This window comes from Streptomyces venezuelae, assembly GCF_008642375.1.
In the GTDB taxonomy this organism is placed as follows: domain Bacteria; phylum Actinomycetota; class Actinomycetes; order Streptomycetales; family Streptomycetaceae; genus Streptomyces; species Streptomyces venezuelae_G.
In genome coordinates, this window is record NZ_CP029194.1 from 1,452,395 (window position 1) to 1,470,959 (window position 18,565).

The 18,565-nt window shown below is 70.9% G+C and carries 19 protein-coding genes and 1 tRNA gene; 7 read left to right on the forward strand and 13 right to left on the reverse strand.

Annotated features, from left to right (window positions below; all coding sequences use genetic code 11):
- The first annotated feature begins 1 nt into the window (after position 1).
- Positions 2-268 carry a heavy-metal-associated domain-containing protein gene (locus DEJ46_RS06415; protein WP_223834540.1) on the forward strand — a complete coding sequence of 89 codons (267 nt, stop codon included), beginning with the start codon at positions 2-4 and terminating at the stop codon, positions 266-268.
- A 48-nt stretch (positions 269-316) separates the two neighbouring features.
- Here the strand turns inward: DEJ46_RS06415 and DEJ46_RS06420 are convergent, their stop codons facing one another.
- The 3 genes from DEJ46_RS06420 to DEJ46_RS06430 all read right to left on the reverse strand — a co-directional run bounded on the left by DEJ46_RS06420 (position 317) and on the right by DEJ46_RS06430 (position 3,122).
- Positions 317-1,924: a multicopper oxidase family protein gene (locus DEJ46_RS06420; protein ID WP_150264590.1), complete on the reverse strand. Its 1,608-nt coding sequence runs from the start codon at positions 1,922-1,924 to the stop codon at positions 317-319.
- 75 nt (positions 1,925-1,999) lie between these two features.
- Entirely contained in the window at positions 2,000-2,416 is a 417-nt protein-coding gene (locus tag DEJ46_RS06425; RefSeq protein ID WP_150264591.1) for a DUF6153 family protein, read from the reverse strand.
- Between the two features lie 34 nt (positions 2,417-2,450).
- On the reverse strand, positions 2,451-3,122 hold the full coding sequence (locus tag DEJ46_RS06430; protein WP_150264592.1) for a TetR/AcrR family transcriptional regulator: 672 nt from the start codon (positions 3,120-3,122) through the stop codon (positions 2,451-2,453).
- Between the two features lie 122 nt (positions 3,123-3,244).
- Between DEJ46_RS06430 and DEJ46_RS40465 the strand changes: the two genes are divergently transcribed.
- Together DEJ46_RS40465 and DEJ46_RS06435 are read left to right on the forward strand one after the other, a co-directional pair.
- Positions 3,245-3,379 (forward strand): hypothetical protein, encoded by a 135-nt coding sequence (locus tag DEJ46_RS40465; protein WP_263411746.1) that lies wholly within the window; start codon positions 3,245-3,247, stop codon positions 3,377-3,379.
- On the forward strand, positions 3,379-3,909 hold the full coding sequence (locus DEJ46_RS06435; RefSeq protein ID WP_150264593.1) for a hypothetical protein: 531 nt from the start codon (positions 3,379-3,381) through the stop codon (positions 3,907-3,909). The genes DEJ46_RS40465 and DEJ46_RS06435 overlap by 1 nt, the downstream gene beginning before the upstream one ends.
- 122 nt (positions 3,910-4,031) lie before the next feature.
- Here the strand turns inward: DEJ46_RS06435 and DEJ46_RS06440 are convergent, their stop codons facing one another.
- The gene (locus DEJ46_RS06440; RefSeq protein ID WP_150274167.1) at positions 4,032-4,694 is read right to left on the reverse strand and encodes a TVP38/TMEM64 family protein; all 663 of its coding nucleotides are present in this window, start codon (positions 4,692-4,694) and stop codon (positions 4,032-4,034) included.
- 442 nt (positions 4,695-5,136) lie between these two features.
- Here DEJ46_RS06440 and DEJ46_RS06445 point away from each other — a divergent pair, with 442 nt between their 5' ends.
- Together DEJ46_RS06445 and DEJ46_RS06450 are read left to right on the forward strand one after the other, a co-directional pair.
- Positions 5,137-5,454: a helix-turn-helix transcriptional regulator gene (locus tag DEJ46_RS06445; protein WP_223834541.1), complete on the forward strand. Its 318-nt coding sequence runs from the start codon at positions 5,137-5,139 to the stop codon at positions 5,452-5,454.
- Positions 5,454-6,671: a tyrosine-type recombinase/integrase gene (locus tag DEJ46_RS06450; RefSeq protein WP_150264594.1), complete on the forward strand. Its 1,218-nt coding sequence runs from the start codon at positions 5,454-5,456 to the stop codon at positions 6,669-6,671. The genes DEJ46_RS06445 and DEJ46_RS06450 overlap by 1 nt, the downstream gene beginning before the upstream one ends.
- Positions 6,672-6,769: 98 nt before the next feature.
- Here the strand turns inward: DEJ46_RS06450 and DEJ46_RS06455 are convergent.
- Positions 6,770-6,843 (reverse strand) — tRNA-Pro (locus DEJ46_RS06455).
- A gap of 578 nt (positions 6,844-7,421) precedes the next feature.
- Here DEJ46_RS06455 and DEJ46_RS06460 point away from each other — a divergent pair.
- On the forward strand, positions 7,422-8,630 hold the full coding sequence (locus DEJ46_RS06460) for an acyl-CoA dehydrogenase family protein (protein ID WP_150264595.1): 1,209 nt from the start codon (positions 7,422-7,424) through the stop codon (positions 8,628-8,630).
- A gap of 82 nt (positions 8,631-8,712) precedes the next feature.
- Here DEJ46_RS06460 and DEJ46_RS06465 read toward each other — a convergent pair whose 3' ends face one another.
- The 6 genes from DEJ46_RS06465 to DEJ46_RS06490 form a co-directional block, all read right to left on the reverse strand.
- The gene (locus DEJ46_RS06465; protein ID WP_150264596.1) at positions 8,713-9,285 is read right to left on the reverse strand and encodes a GAF domain-containing protein; all 573 of its coding nucleotides are present in this window, start codon (positions 9,283-9,285) and stop codon (positions 8,713-8,715) included.
- Positions 9,282-9,905: a GTP-binding protein gene (locus DEJ46_RS06470; protein ID WP_150264597.1), complete on the reverse strand. Its 624-nt coding sequence runs from the start codon at positions 9,903-9,905 to the stop codon at positions 9,282-9,284. The genes DEJ46_RS06465 and DEJ46_RS06470 overlap by 4 nt, the downstream gene beginning before the upstream one ends.
- A complete protein-coding gene (locus tag DEJ46_RS06475; RefSeq protein ID WP_411757724.1) occupies positions 9,883-10,260 on the reverse strand; it encodes a DUF742 domain-containing protein in 378 nt (125 codons plus the stop codon). Before DEJ46_RS06475 ends, DEJ46_RS06470 begins: the two co-directional genes overlap by 23 nt.
- Entirely contained in the window at positions 10,257-10,691 is a 435-nt protein-coding gene (locus DEJ46_RS06480) for a roadblock/LC7 domain-containing protein (RefSeq protein WP_150264598.1), read from the reverse strand. The genes DEJ46_RS06475 and DEJ46_RS06480 overlap by 4 nt, the downstream gene beginning before the upstream one ends.
- A 7-nt stretch (positions 10,692-10,698) precedes the next feature.
- The gene (locus tag DEJ46_RS06485; RefSeq protein WP_150264599.1) at positions 10,699-12,657 is read right to left on the reverse strand and encodes a sensor histidine kinase; all 1,959 of its coding nucleotides are present in this window, start codon (positions 12,655-12,657) and stop codon (positions 10,699-10,701) included.
- A gap of 433 nt (positions 12,658-13,090) precedes the next feature.
- Entirely contained in the window at positions 13,091-14,125 is a 1,035-nt protein-coding gene (locus DEJ46_RS06490) for a LysR family transcriptional regulator (protein WP_150264600.1), read from the reverse strand.
- A 43-nt stretch (positions 14,126-14,168) separates the two neighbouring features.
- On the opposite strand from DEJ46_RS06490, the gene DEJ46_RS06495 reads away from it, so the two are divergent.
- Positions 14,169-15,020 (forward strand): SCO6745 family protein, encoded by an 852-nt coding sequence (locus tag DEJ46_RS06495; protein ID WP_150264601.1) that lies wholly within the window; start codon positions 14,169-14,171, stop codon positions 15,018-15,020.
- On the opposite strand, the gene DEJ46_RS06500 is transcribed toward DEJ46_RS06495, so the two are convergent.
- The gene (locus DEJ46_RS06500; RefSeq protein WP_150264602.1) at positions 14,972-16,687 is read right to left on the reverse strand and encodes an ABC transporter ATP-binding protein; all 1,716 of its coding nucleotides are present in this window, start codon (positions 16,685-16,687) and stop codon (positions 14,972-14,974) included. The two genes, DEJ46_RS06495 and DEJ46_RS06500, sit on opposite strands and share 49 nt — an antisense overlap.
- Positions 16,684-18,516 carry an ABC transporter ATP-binding protein gene (locus DEJ46_RS06505; RefSeq protein ID WP_150264603.1) on the reverse strand — a complete coding sequence of 611 codons (1,833 nt, stop codon included), beginning with the start codon at positions 18,514-18,516 and terminating at the stop codon, positions 16,684-16,686. The genes DEJ46_RS06500 and DEJ46_RS06505 overlap by 4 nt, the downstream gene beginning before the upstream one ends.
- Positions 18,517-18,565 lie beyond the last annotated feature (49 nt).

An 18,565-nucleotide genomic window follows, 5' to 3' on the forward strand; every position in this document is an offset into this window, starting at 1 on the left:
CATGCGACTGTTCGGCGGCAGGAAGAACCATGAGCCGGAGTCCATGGGCCCTGAGGTGATCCTCGAAGTCGAGGGGATGCACTGCACGAGCTGCGGTCTGCTCATCGACGACGAGCTGGAGGAGGTTCCCGGCGTGCGTTCGGCGCGGACCGATGTCCGCAGCGGGCGCAGCACTGTCCAGTTCGAGGAGGGCGCGCTCGTGGACAGTGACGCGCTGGTGGCCGCGGTGCGCCAGGCAGGCGAGTACGAGGCACGGCCGGTCGGCTGAGGCCGAGCAAGAGGTGCCCGGCCCGGTCTCCCGGGCCGGGCCGTCGTCCTACTTCAGGTAGCCGAAGACGGTCATCATCCCGGACTCGGCGTGGTAGACGTTGTGGCAGTGGATCATCCACAGCCCGGGGTTGTCGGCGTCGAAGTCGATGTCGAGCTTCTTGCCAGGCAGCACGATCGAGGTGTCCTTGCGCGCGCCGCCCTCTGCGTGCGCGTAGGTGTGGCCGTGCAAGTGCATGGGGTGCCACATCGTCGTGTCGTTCACGAAGGACAGCCGGACGCGCTCCCCGGAACGGACCGGATAGCGCTGAGCGGGGTCGTACTTCTTGCCGTTGATGGCCCAGTCGTACTTCGCCATCGAGCCGGTGAGCTTGAACTCGATCGTCCGGTCCGGACGTCCCGACTCGAGCCGTACGGACTCGGCCGCCTTGAGCTGACCGCCGTGGACGACCTTGCCGTCGAGTTCCTTGGGGCGTACGGAGGCGGTGGGCCCGGCGCCGCCGCCGGTGCGCAGGACGGCGAGGGCCGTGCGGTTCTTACCCTCGGCGAGCGCGGTGAGCGGGAAGGTTCCGCTCCCGACGGTGACGAGGGCGTCCAGGCGCTCACCCATGCCGAGCAGGAGCGCGTCGGCCTGTGTCTGTTCGACGGGGAAGCCGTCGGTGTGCGTGACGGTGAGCTTGTGGCCGCCGAGAGCGATCCGGAAGGCCGTGTCGCCGCCCGCGTTGATGATCCGGAGCCTGATCCGGTCGCCTGGCTTGGCGGCGAAGGTCTGCGGCTTGTCCGGCGTACGGCCGTTGATCAGGTAGTGCGGGTAGCCGACGTCTCCGGCGTCGCCGCCGAGCAGGTCGCTGGTGGCGCCCATGAGCATCCGGGAGGGGCCGGCCGGCTTCGGGGACGGGGACGGGGACTTCTGGGTGGTCATCGACATGTTCGACATGTCGTGGCCCTCCATGCCTCCGGAGCCGGAGCCGCCGTGGTCCATGCCGCCCATGCCCTTGCTCAGCTCGGCGAGCACGGCGTCCGGAGTGGAACCGTCGACGCCGTCGACCCAGTCGTCCAGGACGATCACCCACTCCTTGTCGTACTTCAGGGGCTCCTTGGGGTCCTCGACGATGAGCGGGGCGTACAGGCCGCGGTCCTGCTGGACGCCGGAGTGCGGGTGGAACCAGTACGTCCCGGGGTGGGAGACGGCGAAGCGGTAGTCGAAGGAACCGCCCGGCTTGATGTCGCGCTGGGTGAGACCGGGGACCCCGTCCATGTCGTTGCGGAGGGCGAGCCCGTGCCAGTGGACACTCGTGGCCTCGGGGAGGTTGTTGGCAAGAGTGAGGGCAAGGGTGTCACCGGCGGTGACCCTGACCTCCTTGCCGGGGAGGTCGTCCCCGTATGCCCAGGAGCGGACGGTCCGTCCGCCGCCGAGGTCGATCGGGGTCTCGACGGCGGTCAGCTTGAACCGCCGTTCAGGGCCGGGCTTGCGGAGGGCTTCGGCCGCGCCGACCTGCTTGCTGTCCGGGGTGAGGTAGTCGGTGCTCGGCGACATGCCGCCCCCTCCGGAGGAGTGGTCCATGCCGCTCATGGAACCCGAGCAGGCGGTCAGCAGTCCGGTGCCGGCGGCTGCGAGGCCGGCGCCGAGGACGGTACGACGGGTGAGTCGGGACATGACTGTGGAACCTCTTGACGTGTCGTTGTATGGGCAAGGCGACGTTCCGCTCATGACGTGGAGCGGCCGGTCTGCCTATATGCGCAACAACGAGAAGCGGGTCAGGAGGGACTGGGGTGACTCGGGCGGCGGGATCGCACAGAGGGCGTAGGCGAGCCGCATCGCCGAAGGCGCGGCGGCTCGGCGGCGTCGGCGTACGAGCGCGCCACGGAACGCCAGCAGGATGCCGATCCCTGCGCCGAGCACGGCCAGACACACAGCTGCGACGCCGGCCCCGTGCGCGGGGGCCGGGGCGGTCGCGTGGCCCGCATCGGCGACCACGTGCTCCATCGCGGCGGCCACGTGCCCGCCGGAGACGTGCGTGGAGTCTGCGTGCTCGCCGGGATGGCCGAGGACGTGCATGAGCACGATGCCGACGAACAGCGCGGCGGCGAGCACGAACCGGCTCCACCACGTCGCCGCCCTCGGGCGCCTCTTCACGTCGGATTCCACCCGCTCATCATACGGAGAGGGGGTATGCGGAACGTCAGTGGGAGCCGTGGCGGTGGTGGCCATGATGGCCATGGGCCAGGCTGTCCTCCGCCTCCGCCGGCGGGGCGGCTGGGACAGGATGAGCCTCAGCACTCAGCCCAGCCAGTGTCACAGCGACAAGCCTCCGCACCGCCGCCTTCGACGGGAGCCCCGCAGCCGCGCCGAGCGCGTGGAGGCAGTACGCGGCGAGCTCGTCGGGGGCGACGTCGGCGCGCAGGGCTCCGCCCGTGGCGCCCTCGGCGACTAGGTCCCGGACGAGCCCCCGGAGTCGCTCGTGGGCCTGGGTGACGGTCGGCCCTTGGTGGAGCAGGGCGGTCATGTCGGTTCCGTGGTGGCCATGACGCTCGTATCGCTCGTAGGAGATGAGCGCGTAGGTCTCCAGGACGGCATGGAGCCGCCGCCCGGGGTCCGTGATGCGATCCCGCACGGCTTCGAGCTGCTCGAGGTGATGTGCCACCTGCCGCTCGTGCCAGGCGACGAGGATCGACTCGACGTCCGGGAAGTACTTGTAGAGCGTCGCCCTTCCGATGCCGGTCTCCTGGGCGATCCGCGACATGGTCACCGACATCAGGCCGTGCTCGGCGACCAGTGCGGCGGCCGCGTCGAGCGTCGCGTCCCGCACGCTGTTGCGGTGCGCCTCGATCGTCTCGTTCCACAGCTTCGGCATTCCCACAATGTACGGGACGACGATGGCGTGACACCATGACTTGACAGAGACACTCTGTATCGAAAAAGTGGGCGGCCCGGCACCACCCGGTCGTCACGTTCCCGCACGCATCGGAGTCTCCCATGTCCGACCAGACCCCTCCCCCGCACGCTCCCCGCCCCCGTTGGGTGACCGCGCTCCTGATCGGCGCGGCGATCCTCGTCGTGGCCTTCCTCGCTCTGCACCTCGCGGGCGGCGGCATGCGAGGCCACGGCTGATGCCGATGTCACCACGGGTGCGCAAGCTCGCCCTCACCGCCCATGTGACAGCCTCCGTCGGCTGGTTCGGCGCGGTCGCCGTCTTCCTCGCCCTGGCCGTGACCGGACTGACCGCGAAGGATGCACTGACGGTCCGGTCGGTGTACGTCACGATGGGCGTGACCGGCTGGTACGTGATCGTCCCGCTCTGCTTCGCCTCGCTGGCGACCGGCGTCGCGTCCTCACTCGGGACGACGTGGGGCCTCCTGCGCTACTACTGGGTGACGGTGAAGCTCGCGATCACGGTCCTCGCGACCGGCGCGCTGCTCCTCCACATGCCGCCCATCAGCCACATCGCGAGCGCGGCGGCAGCGCCGGACTGGTCCGGTGACACCCTCGCCGGCCTGCGGACCCAGCTCGTCATCCAGTCCGCCGCGGCGCTGGTCGTACTCCTGCTGGCGACCGCCCTGTCGATGTACAAGCCGCAGGGACGGACCCGCTATGGACAGCGACGGCAGCAGAGGAGTCTCTTGGCGCACAGGGCGTCATGAGCCGGTTGCGGAGAACAGGCGCGACCACCGGACCCCGGCCCATGGAAGACGCCGACGCGGCGTCCTGATCATTCCGCGAAGCGGACCTCGCGGAGGGTGCGGCGGCCCGCTGATCCGCCCCGTCAGGCCACACCGTGGGCGGACGCCGCCGTGACCGCCCGCCGGGTCCGCCACATCGAGACGACGGTGAGCGCCGTCAGCGCGACCATGACCCCTACCGAGATCAGGAACGCCGCCGAGGTCGGTGTCGAGGCGGAGGCCCCGGCGACTACGTAGGCGGCAGTACCGGGCAGCACGCCCAACGCCGTGGCGGCGGCGAAGGAGCGCAGTCGTACCCCGGAGAAGGCGGCGGCGAAGTTCACTGCGGGGAAGGGAACACCGGGCACGACGCGCAGCAGGAACACACTGCGGAAGCCCTGCTCGGTGAGCCGCCGGTCCAGCGCGGTCAGCACTTTCCCCCTCAGGAACGGCTGAAGCGCCTCGCGCCCGAGCCCGCGTCCCAGCCCGAAGGCCAGGACCGCGCCAAGCGTCGTCCCCGCCACGGCCAGCAACAGTCCCTCGGGGGCGCCGAAGAGGACCCCGGCCGCGACGTTGAGCACGGGCTTCGGAAAGAACGCCAGGGTGCCGATCGCGAACACGATCACGAAGGCGAGTCCAGCCCAGAGAGGCGGAACGTCAGAGGTGATCCCCTGTGAGAGCAGGCGCTGAGGGCTCCACAGGAGCAGGGAACCGGCCGCCGCAGCCAGGATCGCGACGAGCAGACCCAGTCGAACGGACGGTGTCATACGCACACGTCGAGTGTACGGGCGGCGCTGGTCGCGCCCTATGGCTCCGCTGCCCCGCCTCCGGGCCACGAGAGCAGGAACGGCCCAGGACGAGGAGCAGCGCGAGGGCCGCTTACCCATGGTCGGGCTGCACTGAGCGGACGGCCAGTGGGTGTCGGTCCAAGCACGGCCTGCCATCGGGCCTGACCGCCTGCGGCGGACCTCGAGAGTGCTCGCGGCGGTCATACATAGCGGCAAAACCCCGGTTAGGGAAACCGGGGATTCCCAGGACGATTGATTCCCCTCATCCACCCACGAAGCGCCAGCGGATCTTCGGGAAGTAGGTCCGAATCGACAGGCTCACGCCCGCACACGATGCGTTCTCCGTTCGCGAACTGTGCTGTCCACCCCTGGACTCTCGTACGAATCCGTTTAGTGTTCCGTCCCCGGAGATCGTTCGCCCTTGCCCCACGAGCCCACATCCCCCACGGACCCCGCCGCACCGCACGCCGCCATGGAGGCCACCGCGCACCCCACGCTCCACTCCCAAGGCGACCCGGCCACCAGCCGTCCGCCCCTCCTCGCCAGCGCCTGGTACTCGACCAAGGACCTCGCCACTCGCCTCCGCGTCGACACCTCCACCCTGCGCCGCTGGCGAACCGCTCAGCCGCCCCAAGGCCCTCCGTTCGTCTCCATCTCCGAGCGAGTCGTGATGTACAGCGCGGCCGACATCGAGGAATGGCTGCACAGCCGTCGCATCGCCCCCAGCCGGGCGGCTTGATGGCCCATGTAGAAACCGTTCCTGTCGGCGTACGCCTCTCCACGGACGTCGAGTACAGGCCCAACAGGGCGAACCCGTACCGCGCCCGCGTCCGTTGGTTCGACCCCACGACCAAGCGCCGGAAGTCCGTGTCCGAGGGAAAGGACAGCGAAGAAGAAGCACAGGCGTGGATCCAGACCATCATCGAGGCCGCGGAAGCCGGCCTCGCGCCCTCCGTGGCCACCATGAAACTCGCCGACTACGGCGACGCGAACATGGAACTCGCATTGCGCGGACTGGAATTGAAGACACGCGACCCCTATCTCTCAGGTTGGCGAGTACGCGTGGTCCCGGCAATGGGCCATCTCCCGGTCCGGTTGATCACCAACGGCGCCGTCGACCGCACCGTGCAGAACTGGATCGCCGACGAGCACGGCCGCTCGACCGTCAAGAACACCATCGCCGTCCTGGTCCGCGTCATGGAGCAGGCGGTCCGGGACGGCATCATCAAGGTCAACCCGGCCCGCGTGACGGGCTGGCAGAAGCTCTACAAGCAGGCCGAGGACGAGCTCCTCGACCCGCGAGCGCTGGCCCTCCCCGGCTGGGAGGCGCTCGTCGAGCTGGCCGACGCGCTCGTGGCCGCGTCCCACGGCGAGTACCGGGGCTGGGGTGAGGTCGTCCTCTTCGCCGCGTGCACGGCCGCACGCATCGGCGAGGTCTCCGGCTGCCGGGTCGGGGACATCGACACCACCAACTGGATCTGGACCGTCCGGCGCCAGACCACCCCCGCTCCCGGCGGCCTCGTCGACAAGGGAACGAAGGGCAAGCGGGCCCGCCATGTCCCCATCATCGAGGAGATCCGCCCCCTCGTCGCGCAGCGGGTCCTGGCCGCCGGCCCCGATCCCGACGCGCGCATGTTCACCGGACCCCGAGGCGGCCGCATCTCCACCGCGGTCCTGCGCGACGCGACCCACTGGGACGACGTCGTCATGAAGCTCGGCTTCGAGCACCTTCGCCGCCACGACCTCCGGCACACCGGACTCACCTGGTTCGCCGACGCCGGAGTCCAGGTGCACGTCCTGCGCAAGATCGCCGGCCATGGCTCGCTGACCACCACTCAGCGGTACCTGCACCCCGACGTGCACAAGATCACCGCCGCCGGCGCCGCCCTCTCGGCGCACCTCAGCGTGCTACGCGCGCCGCGCTCCCTGCCGAGCCCGATCATGGTCGCCCGCTGACCGGTCAAGGCAAGTTGGTCCCCAAGTGGTCCCCAAAAACGATCAAGGGGCCGTTTCAGATCTCTCTGAAACGGCCCCTGACCTGCGACTTCGAAAAGTCGGGACGACAGGATTTGAACCTGCGACCCCTTGACCCCCAGTCAAGTGCGCTACCAAGCTGCGCCACGTCCCGGTGCCCGTCTGACCTGGGGTTTCCCCTGGCCGAACGCGCATGAGAACAATACCGCACTTTCGATGGTGGTCACGAACCCTTTCCGGCGCCCGCGCGAGGGCGCGCGCTGGTGCTGAAACGCTCACTCTCCGTAACGCTTCCGCGCGCCCCTGAATGCGCTCGCGCGCCCGTGGCGCGGGTGCGTGGAGTGGGGAGGGCGGGGGCGAGGCCCGTGTTCCCGGGGCGGAGGCCAGGTCGGACAGGATGCGGAATGTCGCCTCCATGATGGCGAAGGGGCGCATGTGGTGACCTCGGACGGCTCATGACCATATGCCCCGGGATCCGTTGCCGTTGGCATGTGGCAGAAAGATGCCCACGGGGAATGGACTCCGGATCGGCAGAAGGGGGCCAACACCACACGAAACACAGTCAGTTTCAATCGTCAACAGCTCGTGTTTCGGACAAAAGTCGTGGCGATATTGCTCCGTCCCGGAAAGATCAACACCATGAAGACGTCGGCCTGTTCGGGACGGGACCACTGCCGATGCACCACCTGCCCGGTCGACAGAGCGAGCAGGCGTTTCGCAGGGGAGGCTCGAATGGACGGCTACTTCAGCAGTCGACTGCATCATCAACTCAGGGAAACAGTCCGAGACTTCGCAGAGCGTGAGGTTCGGCCACGAATAGCCGAGATGGAAGCGTCGCGGACGGTCCATCACGAGCTCTCCCGGCTCATCGCCGAGCAGGGCTGGCTGGGCGCGACAATCAGCCAGGAATACGGCGGTATGGGCGCCGGCCACCTCGCCAAGACGATCATCATCGAGGAGCTCTCCCGGGTCAGCGGCGCCATGGGCGCCATGGTCCAGGCCTCGCAGCTGGGCACCGCAAAGATCGTCCACTTCGGCAGCGACGAGCAGCGCAAGACATGGCTGCCCGCCGTCGCCGCCGGCGAGTGCCTGCCGACCATCGCGGTCACCGAGCCCGAGTCCGGCGGCCACGTCCTCGGCATGAGTGCCAGCGCCGTCCGGGACGGCGACGACTACATCCTCAACGGAAGCAAGGTCTTCGTCGGCAACAGCCACGTGGGCGACCTGCACGGCGTCGTGGTCAGGACCGGCCCCGGTTCGAAGGGACTCACGGCCTTCCTGGTCGAATCCGATCGGCCGGGGTTCAGGACCGGTCCGCAGCAGCCCGCCATGGGGCTCCACGGCTTCAGCTTCGGCGAGCTGATCTTCGAGAACTGCCGCGTCCCGGCGTCCAACCGCCTCGGCGACGAGGGCGACGGCCTCTCCGTCGCGTACTCCTCCAGCGTGCTGTACGGACGGGCCAACCTCACCGCCGTCTCCCTCGGCATCCACCAGGCGATCCTGGAGGAGACGACCCGCTTTGCCTCCGAGCGCATCCGCTACGGCAAGCCGCTCCACGACCTGCCCACGGTGAAGCTGAAGCTGGGCCAGATGCAGTCCCGGCTGATGACGGCCCGGCTCGCCGCGTACCACGCCGTCCACCTGCTCGACCAGGGTCTGTCCTGCGACGCCGAGCTGATGAACGCGAAGCTCGTCAACGTCGAGTCGGCGATCGACTCCGGCCGCAACGCCATGGAGATCCACGCCGCCGCCGGTCTCTTCACGGACCGGTCCATCGAGCGGTACCTCCGCGACGCGCACCACATCTTCGCCCCGGCCGGCACCTCCGACATCCAGCTCCTGCGCCTGGCCGAGGTCGCCCTCGGCCAGGACAAGGGCAGTTGGTCGGAGCGGCTCTCCGACCTGGTCCGCACCCCGGAGCTCGAACCGGCGCACGCCTGAGCGGGCGCGGGGAAACGGCCGGGGCCCCGGTACGGCGCGTGTCGCCGTACCGGGGCCCCGGCCGTCTTCCCGTCGGTACGGGTCAGTACATGCCGTCCTCGCGGCGGTGGATCTGCTCCACCAGCTCCGCCGCCATCGCCTTGATCGTCTCCAGACCGGCGCGCCCCCACGGCCGGACGTCGGTGTCGACCACGCAGATCGTGCCCAGCGCGACGCCGGTACGGTCGATCAGCGGCGCCCCCATGTAGGAGCGGATCCCGATCTCGTCGACGACCGGGTTCCCCGCGAAGCGCGGGTAGTCGCAGACGTCCTCCAGGACGAGCGCCTTGCGCCGGACCACCACGTGCGGGCAGTAGCCGTGGTCGCGGGCCATGTAGCGGCCGACGCCACCGGTGTTGGCCGCGGCGGCGCCCAGGTCGCTGCCCGAGTGGGTGCCCTCGGGGGTGTGCAGCCCGGCGAAGAACTGCCGGTTCTCGTCGATGAAGTTGACCATCGAGAACGGGGCCCCGGTCACGTCCGCGAGCCGGTGGGCGAACTCGTCGAACGCCGCGTCCGGCCGCTCCCCGAGCCCGAGTTCGCGGAGCCGCTGCACCCGCGCGGGTGCGTCCTTGTCGATGGGGGTCAGCAGGAGATGACCGGTCGGGTCGTAGGTCATGACGTGGCTCCGAAGCTCGGCACGGTGGCCGGGATGTTGGTGATCAGATGCTGGACAAGGGTCAGCAGGGTCCGGATGCCGGAGCTGGAGATCCGGGCGTCGCAGACGACGACCGGCACCTCCGGCTTGAGGTCGAGCGCGGCCCGTACCTCGTCCGGCTCGTAGCGGTAGGCGCCGTCGAACTCGTTGACCGCCACGACGAAGCGGATGCCCCGCCGCTCGAAGAAATCCACGGCGGAGAAGCACTCCTGGAGCCTGCGGGTGTCGGCGAGGACGACCGCGCCGAGCGCTCCCTCGGAGAGCTCGTCCCACATGAACCAGAAACGCTCCTGCCCGGGGGTGCCGAACAGGTACAGCACATGGCGGTCGTCGAGCGTCATGCGCCCGAAGTCCATGGCCACAGTGGTCGTGGTCTTGGACTCCACGCCCTCCAGGCTGTCGGTGGCCGCGCTGACCGAGGTCAGCAGCTCCTCGGTGCTGAGCGGTTCGATCTCGCTGACCGCGCCCACGAAGGTCGTCTTGCCCACGCCGAACCCGCCCGCCACGAGGATCTTGAGCGCGGTGGGGAAGGGGTCGGACGCGAAACTCTCGTGGCGCTCAGAGCCGTTGTCGTAGGCCATCGAGCACTGCCTCCAGCAAGGAACGGTCGGTTGGGTTGGCGTGGAACCGGGGGGCCCTGGCGGTGAGCGCCCCGCAGTCCACGAGGTCGGAGAGCAGGACCTTGGTGACGACGGCCGGCAGCCGTAAGTGCGCCGCGATCTCGGCCACCGAGGTGGGCCCGTCGCACAGCCCGAGTGCCAGGCTGTGCTCGGGGCCCATGTGCGCCTGCGGGATCGAGCCGGTCGCCATCACCATCGAGAGCAGGTCCAGCGTGGTGCTGGGCTTGGTCCTGCCGCCGCTCACGGTGTACGGCCGGATCAGCCGGCCCGCCGCGTCGTCGAGCCAGGGTCCTTCCTGATGGGATGTCACGTTCACTGCCCGATGCCACCCGCCGCTCCTGCTGCCTGCCGGGCGGGCGTGACCAGGTACGGCCGGACGCTCTTGACGAGCATCGCCATCTCGTAGCCGAGTACGGCGGCGTCCGCCTCACGCCCGGCGAGGACGGCCAGGCAGGTGCCCGAGCCGGCGGTGGAGACGAACAGGAGCGTGGAGTCGAGCTCCACGACCACCTGGCGGACCTCGCCGCCGTCGCCGAACCGGGCGCCCGCGCTCCGGCCGAGCGAGTAGAGCCCGGAGGCCAGGGCCGCCATGTGGTCGGCGGCGTCGGGGTCGAGGCCGTGGACGGATTTCACGAGGCCGTCGGAGGAGAGCAGAACGGCGTTGCGGGTGTACGGGACCCGCTGGACCAGTCCGCTCAGCAGCCAGTCGAGATCCGAGGAATGGCCGGTCGGCACATTGCTCGCCATGGTGCATCTACTCCTTGTGCGCGTCGCCTGGACGCAGCGGTTCGTGGGGGGCGGGCTGGGATTCGGCGAGGCCGATTCCGCGCTGGAAGGCGGCCATCAGACCGGGGTCGTGCAGGGCGTGGTCCTCGGGCTTGCGCACCGCGGGCTCGTCGCGCAGCTGCGGGACGAGGTGCTCCTGGGCGCGCCGCTTCGGCAGGAGGGGCCGGCCGGAGGGCTCGGCCCGAGGAGCCACGGGCGCCGGGGGCAGCAGGGGGGCCTGGTGCTCGGCGCCGAGCGACTGCGCCGGTATCGAGGGGGTGGACCCGGTGTCGGTGTGGCCGTTGAGGTGGCCGTTCAGGTGGGTGCTCGTACGGGGGTACGCGAGCGGGTCGGACGACGGAGCGTCCTCGTGACGTGCGGCGACCCGCTCCGGGGAGGGCGCGGGAGCGGAAGCGGCCATCGGCGCGGAGGCCTGGGCGTGCGCCGGGACCGTGCGGGGTGCCTCGTAGTGCCCTTCGCGCCGGTCGGAGCCCGGGACCTCGGCGTGGGCCGGGACCTGGACCGGGGCCGGTGCGTGGGCAGGTGCCGGTGCGTGGACCGGCTCGGGGGCCTGGACCGGCTCCGGTGCCTGTGCCTGCTGCTGGGACTGGGGCTGGGGCTGCATCTGCACCTGGCCCTGCGGGACCGCCGGGGAGCCGACGGCCGCGGCGGCCTGGCGCTCGTGCTGTGCCAGGCCCTCGGGGTCGGCGCCGAGGAGGCCCTGCGGCAGGACGAGGACGGCCTGGACGCCACCGTAGATGTTCGACTGGAGGCGTACGGCGATGCCGTGCCGGCGGGCGAGCGCCGAGACGACGAAGAGACCGATGCGGCCGTCCTGGAGCAGATGCGCGACGTTGACCTGGTCGGGGTCGGCGAGCAGGGCGTTCATCTTGTTCTGCTCGGTGACGGGCATGCCCAGGCCGCGGTCCTCGACCTCGATCGCGAGGCCGGCCGTGACGTACTGGGCGCGCAGCAGCACGGTCGTGTGCGGTGCGGAGAACAGCGTCGCGTTCTCGACGAGTTCGGCGAGAAGGTGGATGACGTCGGCCACGGCATGGCCCCGGAGCGTACCGTCGATCGGCGGTACGAGCTTCACCCGCGGGTACTGCTCGACCTCGGCGATCGAGGAGCGGAGGACCTCGGTCATGGTGACCGGGTTCGACCACTGGCGGCGGGAGATGGCGCCGCCGAGCACGGCGAGGTTCTCGGCGTGCCGGCGGATGCGGGTGGCCAGGTGGTCGACGTGGAACAGGCCCTTGAGCAGCTCCGGGTCCTCGACCTCGTTCTCCAGCTCGTCGAGGAGCTGGATCTCGCGGTGGACGAGGGACTGCAGGCGCCGGGCGAGGTTGACGAAGACCTCGACCTTCTGTTCGTTGCCGACGCTGCTGGAGAGCCGGGACGCCTGGACGACGGCCGCCACGGCGGCCTCGTGCGAGCGGTTCAACTCCTGTGACAGCAGGTCGAATTCGTCGCCTGTCGCGGGGCCGGACGGCAGTGCGGGACGGGGCGGGAGCCCCTCCCCCCTGCGCAACTGTTCGACGACCGTACGCAGTTCGCTCTGGCCGCGCGCGCTGGATCGGCGCAGGGCGTTGCAGCGGTCCAGGACCGCCTTGGCCGCACGGTCGGCGCCGAGCGCGGCGGCCGTCACGGAGGCGACGGTGAGGGCGGCCGCGCCGGTCAGCGCGGCCCAGAGGCCGGGCGTGGGGCTGGCTCCCGTGGAGCGGATGGTGAAGAGGACGGCCGCCGCGCCGCCCAGTGCCACCGCGACGGCGGGGAGCACGGAGGTACGCAGGAGTTGGGGGCGTATGCGGGCTTCCGTCGAAAGCGGCGCGGACGTCTGCGCCGGGGCGGTGCCGGGGGTGCCGGAGGCGGAGCGGGCGCCCGACCGGCCGTGCCGCCCGCCCTCGCGTCGATCGGACCGCGAGGCGGGTGCGCGAAGTTGAGACATGAGTGTCCTTGGTACGTGCCCAGGAATCGGCGTACTGCGGGGAACAGGGGGTGGACTGCGGGGTGCTTGGGACGAGTCGTTCAGGGGGTCGTACGGGGGTGTCGTGCGGAGTGTCGTACGGGGTGTCGTGCTCGGGGTACTGCGAGGGTGCGATGAGCGTACCGATGATCAGCAACCACACACTGTAGTCGTCAACCGTTCATGTGCGGTGCGCAGTTGGCAAACTTACCCGGAGTGCGGCCCGGTCTGGTATCGCCCTTCGCACGACAGGCCGAGAACCGTCTGGCCGAAACATGACGACTCGGTTCCCGCGGGCGGTCGAACGGCGGGAACGGAAGAGGGCGGAGGCGCTCGCGCACCTCCGCCCTCTGCGGAAACAGTCCTCCGCCGGAATCCCCCGGAGGCGGCGCGGACCCGTCCGTCCGTCCGCCCGTCACGTCATACGGACGCTCTCCGAAGCCCCGGGACCGGCGGCGGAACCGGGGTCCCCGGGCGTCCGTCCGCTCTCCGGATTCGCGTTCGCGCCGGCTGCGGCTCCGCGCCGCTCGTGACCGTCGGTGAGAGCGGAACCTTCCCGGCCTTCGAGGGCGGCCGTGCGCAGCGCGGTGACGACGGCGGCCGTCGTGGGGTCCGCGCTCTCGGTCCGACGCGTCGCGGCGAACAGCCGGCGAACGATCGGGCGGCCCTCGATGGACGCCGTGCGGATTCCGGGTGCATCCGGCTCGACGGCCGTCCGGGGGACGAGCGCGGTGGCGAGGCCGGCGCGGGCGAGGGCGAGCTGGGCGGAGATGTCGGCGGTGACGTAGCGCGCGGTGGGTGCGAAGCCCGCCTGGCGGCACGCCTGCAGGACGGCCTGCCCGCAGTCCGTGCCGGACGGTGGCAGGGCGAGGGTGTGGGCGGCGAGTTCTCTCAGGGCGACGGGCCGCTCGCCGGCCCGGTCCGCCGCGGTGACGACGAGCAGCGGGTCGTCGAGCAGCGGCGTGATCTCGACGCCCCCGGGGGTGTCTTCCGGCAGGTGGTGGTACCGCTGCCCGAGGACGACGTCGACGGTGCCGAGTGCCAGCTCCCGCAGCTGCGCCTGGTCGGTGACGAGACAGGTGACGGTGAGCCGAGGGTGGCGCTCCCCCAGTGCGGTCAGCGCGGGGGCCACGATGCGGGCGACGGTGGACGGCAGAGCTGCGAGGGTGGCGGCCGCGCCCACGGCGCCCTTCACCGCGGCGACGGCGCTCTCGGCCTCCCGCACGGCGGCGAGGATCCGGTCGGCGTGCTCGACGAGGACCCGGCCGGCCGCGGTCAGCGTCACGGTGCGCCCGTCGGGGCGCAGGAGGTCGACACCCACCTCCTTGCGCAGCGCGGCCAGCTGCTGGGACACGGCGCCGGCCGTCAGGTCCAGCGATTGGGCGGCCGCGGTGATGGAGCCCCGGGCGGCGACGGTCCTGAGCATGTCGAGGCGGCGTACATCCAGCATGAATCGATAGATTACCTAAAGGGTCCCATGAGGAATCATCCCCTTGACCTGCCGGGTCGCGATGGGCGACCTTCAGCGCATGGAGATCATCGACTGCGTCACCAGCGTCGCCCGCCCCCTCCACGACTTCGGCGACGAGTTCATGTCCGACGCCGCGACCGCGGCCGTGGGCCTCCGTGCCGGCTTCCCTCCGGGGCGCGCCTTCTACTGCCGGGGCCGGTTCGGAGTGCTCGGCGAAGCGCGGGAGGAGGTGGTGCAGTCCGTCCAGGGATTCCTCGGCCCCGGCCTGGTCACCGCGGGCTGGCGGGCGGGACGCGCCGTGATGCCGGCGGCGGAGGCCGCCGCGTGCTACGCAGCGGCCGTACGGCAGTGGGGCCGCGCCCACATCCCCGCCGATGTCGACGTGGAGCGCTTCGACCACCTGGCCCGCCGGCTGATCGAGGCCGCGGACGGAGACGCGCTGCCCCTGTTCGCCGGCTGGCGCGCTCAGCCCTGCCCCGGGGACGACGCGGTCGGCGCGGCCATGCAGCGCGTCCACGTCCTGCGGGAACACCGCGGCGCGTGCCACCTGGCGGCGGTACGCGTGTGCGGACTGAGCGCGCGCACGGCCATGGTCGTCAACCTCGGTGTGGAACAGGCGGCCCACTACGGCTGGGAGCGGCCGGACCCCGCCGCCGCGCACGAGGTTCCGCGGTGGCGACGGGCCGAACGGCTCACCGACGAACTGCAGGCACCCCTCTACGCCGCGCTGACCGGCCGTGAACGCGCCGAGTTCGCCCGGCTCGTCGACGAACTGACCGCCTCACACCTCCCGCAGCCGCAGCCGCCTGCGGACGTGACGCCGGCTCATTCGCTCGCCGTCGGCGTCAGGGAGACGTCCCAGAATTCGGCGTAGCGGCCGCCCTGGCTCAGCAGTGCGTCGTGGCTGCCTTCCTCCACGATCCGGCCGCCGTCCAGGAAGACGACGCGGTCGGCCCGCCGGACGGTCCGCATCCGGTGCGCGACCATCACGACCGTCCGGCCCGCCATGAGCCGCTCGATGCCCTCGTGGACGGCCGCCTCGTTCACCGGATCGAGCGCGGAGGTCACCTCGTCCAGCAGCACGACGGGCGCGTCCTTCAGCAGAGCCCGCGCGATGGAGACGCGCTGGCGCTCGCCGCCCGACAGCCGCGCGCCGCCCTCGCCGACGTGTGCCGACCATCCGCCGGGCAGGCGCTGGATCACCTCGTCCAGTCGCGCCGCCGTCGCCGCCGCCCGGACGTCGGCCTCGTCGGCGTCGGGGCGGCCGAGACGGACGTTCTCCTCGATCGTGCCGTCGAAGAGATGGACGTCCTGGAAGACGATGGCGAACTGCCCCATCAGGACGTCCGAGTCGATCGCGCGGACGTCCACCCCTCCCAGGCGCACCGCACCGCCGTCCACGTCGTGGAACCGCGCCGCCAACTGCAGCAGGGTGCTCTTGCCGGCACCCGACGGCCCGACCACGGCCAGGCGCTGCCCTTGCGGAACGGACAACGACAGGCCGTCGATCACCGTGCGGCCGCCGTGCCGGAAGGCGACGGACTCGAACTCCAGGTCATGGAGCACCGGTTGGACCGGATCGACCGGCTCCGGAAGCGGTTCGGTACGCAGCACCTCGTCGAGTCGCGTCAGTTCGTACCGCGCGCCGCGGAGCTGGCCGCCGATGTCCGAGAGCGAAAGCAGCGGATCCGCGCAGCGGGCGGCCAGCACCAGGAGCGCCAGGAGCTCGGCCGCGCCGATGTTCCCACCCAGGGCCAGAGAGGCGCCGAGGGCCAGCACGACGGTGAACATCGTCTGCACCGCGAACGCCAGACCCACCACACCGGGCAGTGCCGACAGCGCGGTGCGGCGGGAGGCGCGCTCGACGTCGCGCAGCGAGTCGTCGAGCACCTGGAAGCGTTCGGCGGTCCGGCCGCCGGCACGCAGCACCGGCTGGGCCTGGAGGTACTCGATGACTCGCCCGGTGGCCTGGTGGTCGCGTTCGTGCCGCTCCCGGTCCGTGGCAGCCATGGAGCGTCCCGCCCGCAGCTGGATCGCCGCCACGATCGGCACGGCGGCCGACGCGGCCAGACCCATCTGCCAGTTGAAGGCCGACATGACGACGACGATCGCCAGAGGGGTCACGCAGGCGGAGATGAACGGTGCCAGCAGGTGTGCGATCACGGCCATCGCCTGCAGGACGCCGCGGCTGGCGAGGACGGACACCTCCCCGAGGCGACCGCCTTCGTACCAGCCGATGGGCAGTCGGGCCAGATGGTCGCCGAGACGGTGGTACGTGCCGCGCAGCAGCGTGGATCCGGCCAGGAATCCGGAACGGTCGCTGACGTAGCGCAGCAGCGCGTAGCCGGCGACGGCGCCGCCGAACGCGTACAGCCACGGCCAGGCGTCCTCGGGTGTGCTCCCGAACAGCGCCCGCAGCACGGGGACCAGCAGCGCGTAGGACAGCCCCTCGACGAGGGCGGTCGCCGTCATCAGGGCCACGGTGCGGCGCACCGGCCCGCCGTACTCGTGCCCGAGCACGCGCAGCAGCGTGCGGATCATCGGGACCGACCTCCTCGCGGTACGCCTCCGTGGGCTTCGGTCCGATCGGCGGCGGCCGATCGTCTGGCTTGCCAGAGGGCGGCGAACTCGCCATTGAGTGCCAGTAGTTCGGCCGGACTTCCGCGCTCGACGACCGAGCCGCCGTCCAGCATCACGACGGTGTCGGCCTCGGCGATGGTCTCCAGGCGGTGGGCGATGACCAGGGTCGTCCGGTTCCCCTCCAGCGTCGCGAGCGCGCGGCGCACCGCCTGCTCGGTCTGCGGGTCGGCGAAGGCCGTCGCCTCGTCGAGTACGAGTACGGGCGCGTCGGCGAGCAGTGCTCGGGCGAGGGAGATCCGCTGTGCCTCGCCCCCCGAGAGGCCGGCGTCCTCACCGATCACCGACGCGTATCCGCGGGGGAGTCGGAGGATCCGATCGTGGATGTGCGCCAGCCGGGCGGCGCGTACGACGTCGTCGAAGTCGGCGTGCGGCACCGCGAGGGCGATGTTGTCCGCGACCGACGTGCGCAGCAGCCGGACGTCCTGGAAGACGAAGGAGACCTTCCGGTAGAGCTCCTGACTGTCGATCTCGCGCAGATCGACGCCGCCGAGGGTCACCGAACCGTGGGTCGGGTCGAAGAACCGCGGCAACAGCCGCACCAGCGTGGACTTTCCGCTGCCCGACGGCCCGACGAGCGCGGTGACCGTCCCCGGTTCGAGGACGAGATCGATCCCGCGCAGCACCTCGTGGCCGGCTTCGTAGCCGAAGCGGACGTCCCGCAGTTCCACCCGGTGTCCCTGGGGCGCGGTGGGGTGCGGGGGCTCCGGCAGGGGCTGCACGGCGAGCACGTCCCGGATCCGGCCGACCGCGCGCCGGGCGGCCTGCATGTCGTCGAAGCCGTGGCCGAGCGCCGCCACGGGGGCGGTCAGGCCCAGTCCGAGCAGCAGGAAGGGAAGCAGGTCGACCGCGGGCAGCTCACCGGTGGTGACGAGTGCCGCACCTCCGATCAGTACGACCAGCAGCACGAACGGCGGCGATAGCGCCACCTGCATCGCGGCGGCGATCCCGGCGAGCCCGCGCACCATCCGGAGGAAGCTGCCGACGAAGTCGTCGACGGCCCTGAGGAACGCACGATGGACGCGCTCGCCTCCGCCGAAGGCCTTGACCACCGAGATGCCGAGCACGAACTCGACGACCGAGCTCGCGATCCGCCCCATGCCGACGTCGAACTCCTCCTGTTCGCGCAGCCGGGCCGGGGTCATCATCAGGGGGACCAGGGCCATCGCGAGGACCACCGGTATCAGGGTGATCAGGGTCATGCGCCAGTCGACGGCGAACAGGTAGACCAGCGACGCCAGCGGCACCACGAAGGCGGAGACGAGCTCGCCGGGGGTGTGGGCGATGAACGGATGCACCGCGCTGACGTCCTCCCCCACCACCTTCGCCAGCTCGCCGGTCCGGCGCCGCGAGAACCAGCCGATCGGCACGCGCCCCAGGCGCGCGGCCAGGCGCCGACGCAGCGTCAGTTGCACCTGACTGTCGAGGAGATGCCCGACTCCGGACGAAGCGGAGGTGAAGACCAGCCGGACGAGCATGCCGACGGCACCCACGATCACGGCGCCCCGGACGTGCTCGCGATCGACCGGTCCGGGCGCCAGCAGGGACCGGCCCACCTCGACGACCGCGAGCAACGGCAGCAGTCCCGCGAGGGCGCCGACGACTTGGAGGATCACCACGGCCGCGAAGCGCGGCAGGAAGGGGCGCAGCACCTCGGCGTCGTCGGCCTCGTCGGCCTCGTCGCGCCGCGGTTCAACGCCCTTGCCAGAACGGCCTCTTAACTTTGCGAACATGTTCCGAAAGTAACACGGGGCAGCCCACCTGAACACGCGTTCCGAGCAC

Bases quoted from the DNA above. Each gene is read 5' to 3' on its own strand.
- DEJ46_RS06485 (WP_150264599.1), bottom strand. From the start codon at position 12,657: ATGTCTCAACTTCGCGCACCCGCCTCGCGGTCCGATCGACGCGAGGGC.
- DEJ46_RS06420 (WP_150264590.1), bottom strand. From the start codon at position 1,924: ATGTCCCGACTCACCCGTCGTACCGTCCTCGGCGCCGGCCTCGCAGCC.
- DEJ46_RS06490 (WP_150264600.1), bottom strand. From the start codon at position 14,125: ATGCTGGATGTACGCCGCCTCGACATGCTCAGGACCGTCGCCGCCCGG.
- DEJ46_RS06435 (WP_150264593.1), top strand. From the start codon at position 3,379: ATGCCGATGTCACCACGGGTGCGCAAGCTCGCCCTCACCGCCCATGTG.
- DEJ46_RS06505 (WP_150264603.1), bottom strand. From the start codon at position 18,516: ATGTTCGCAAAGTTAAGAGGCCGTTCTGGCAAGGGCGTTGAACCGCGG.
- DEJ46_RS06465 (WP_150264596.1), bottom strand. From the start codon at position 9,285: ATGACCTACGACCCGACCGGTCATCTCCTGCTGACCCCCATCGACAAG.
- DEJ46_RS06450 (WP_150264594.1), top strand. From the start codon at position 5,454: ATGGCCCATGTAGAAACCGTTCCTGTCGGCGTACGCCTCTCCACGGAC.
- DEJ46_RS06480 (WP_150264598.1), bottom strand. From the start codon at position 10,691: ATGGCGAGCAATGTGCCGACCGGCCATTCCTCGGATCTCGACTGGCTG.
- DEJ46_RS06500 (WP_150264602.1), bottom strand. From the start codon at position 16,687: ATGATCCGCACGCTGCTGCGCGTGCTCGGGCACGAGTACGGCGGGCCG.
- DEJ46_RS40465 (WP_263411746.1), top strand. From the start codon at position 3,245: ATGTCCGACCAGACCCCTCCCCCGCACGCTCCCCGCCCCCGTTGGGTG.
- DEJ46_RS06415 (WP_223834540.1), top strand. From the start codon at position 2: ATGCGACTGTTCGGCGGCAGGAAGAACCATGAGCCGGAGTCCATGGGC.
- DEJ46_RS06460 (WP_150264595.1), top strand. From the start codon at position 7,422: ATGGACGGCTACTTCAGCAGTCGACTGCATCATCAACTCAGGGAAACA.
- DEJ46_RS06430 (WP_150264592.1), bottom strand. From the start codon at position 3,122: ATGCCGAAGCTGTGGAACGAGACGATCGAGGCGCACCGCAACAGCGTG.
- DEJ46_RS06440 (WP_150274167.1), bottom strand. From the start codon at position 4,694: ATGACACCGTCCGTTCGACTGGGTCTGCTCGTCGCGATCCTGGCTGCG.
- DEJ46_RS06470 (WP_150264597.1), bottom strand. From the start codon at position 9,905: ATGGCCTACGACAACGGCTCTGAGCGCCACGAGAGTTTCGCGTCCGAC.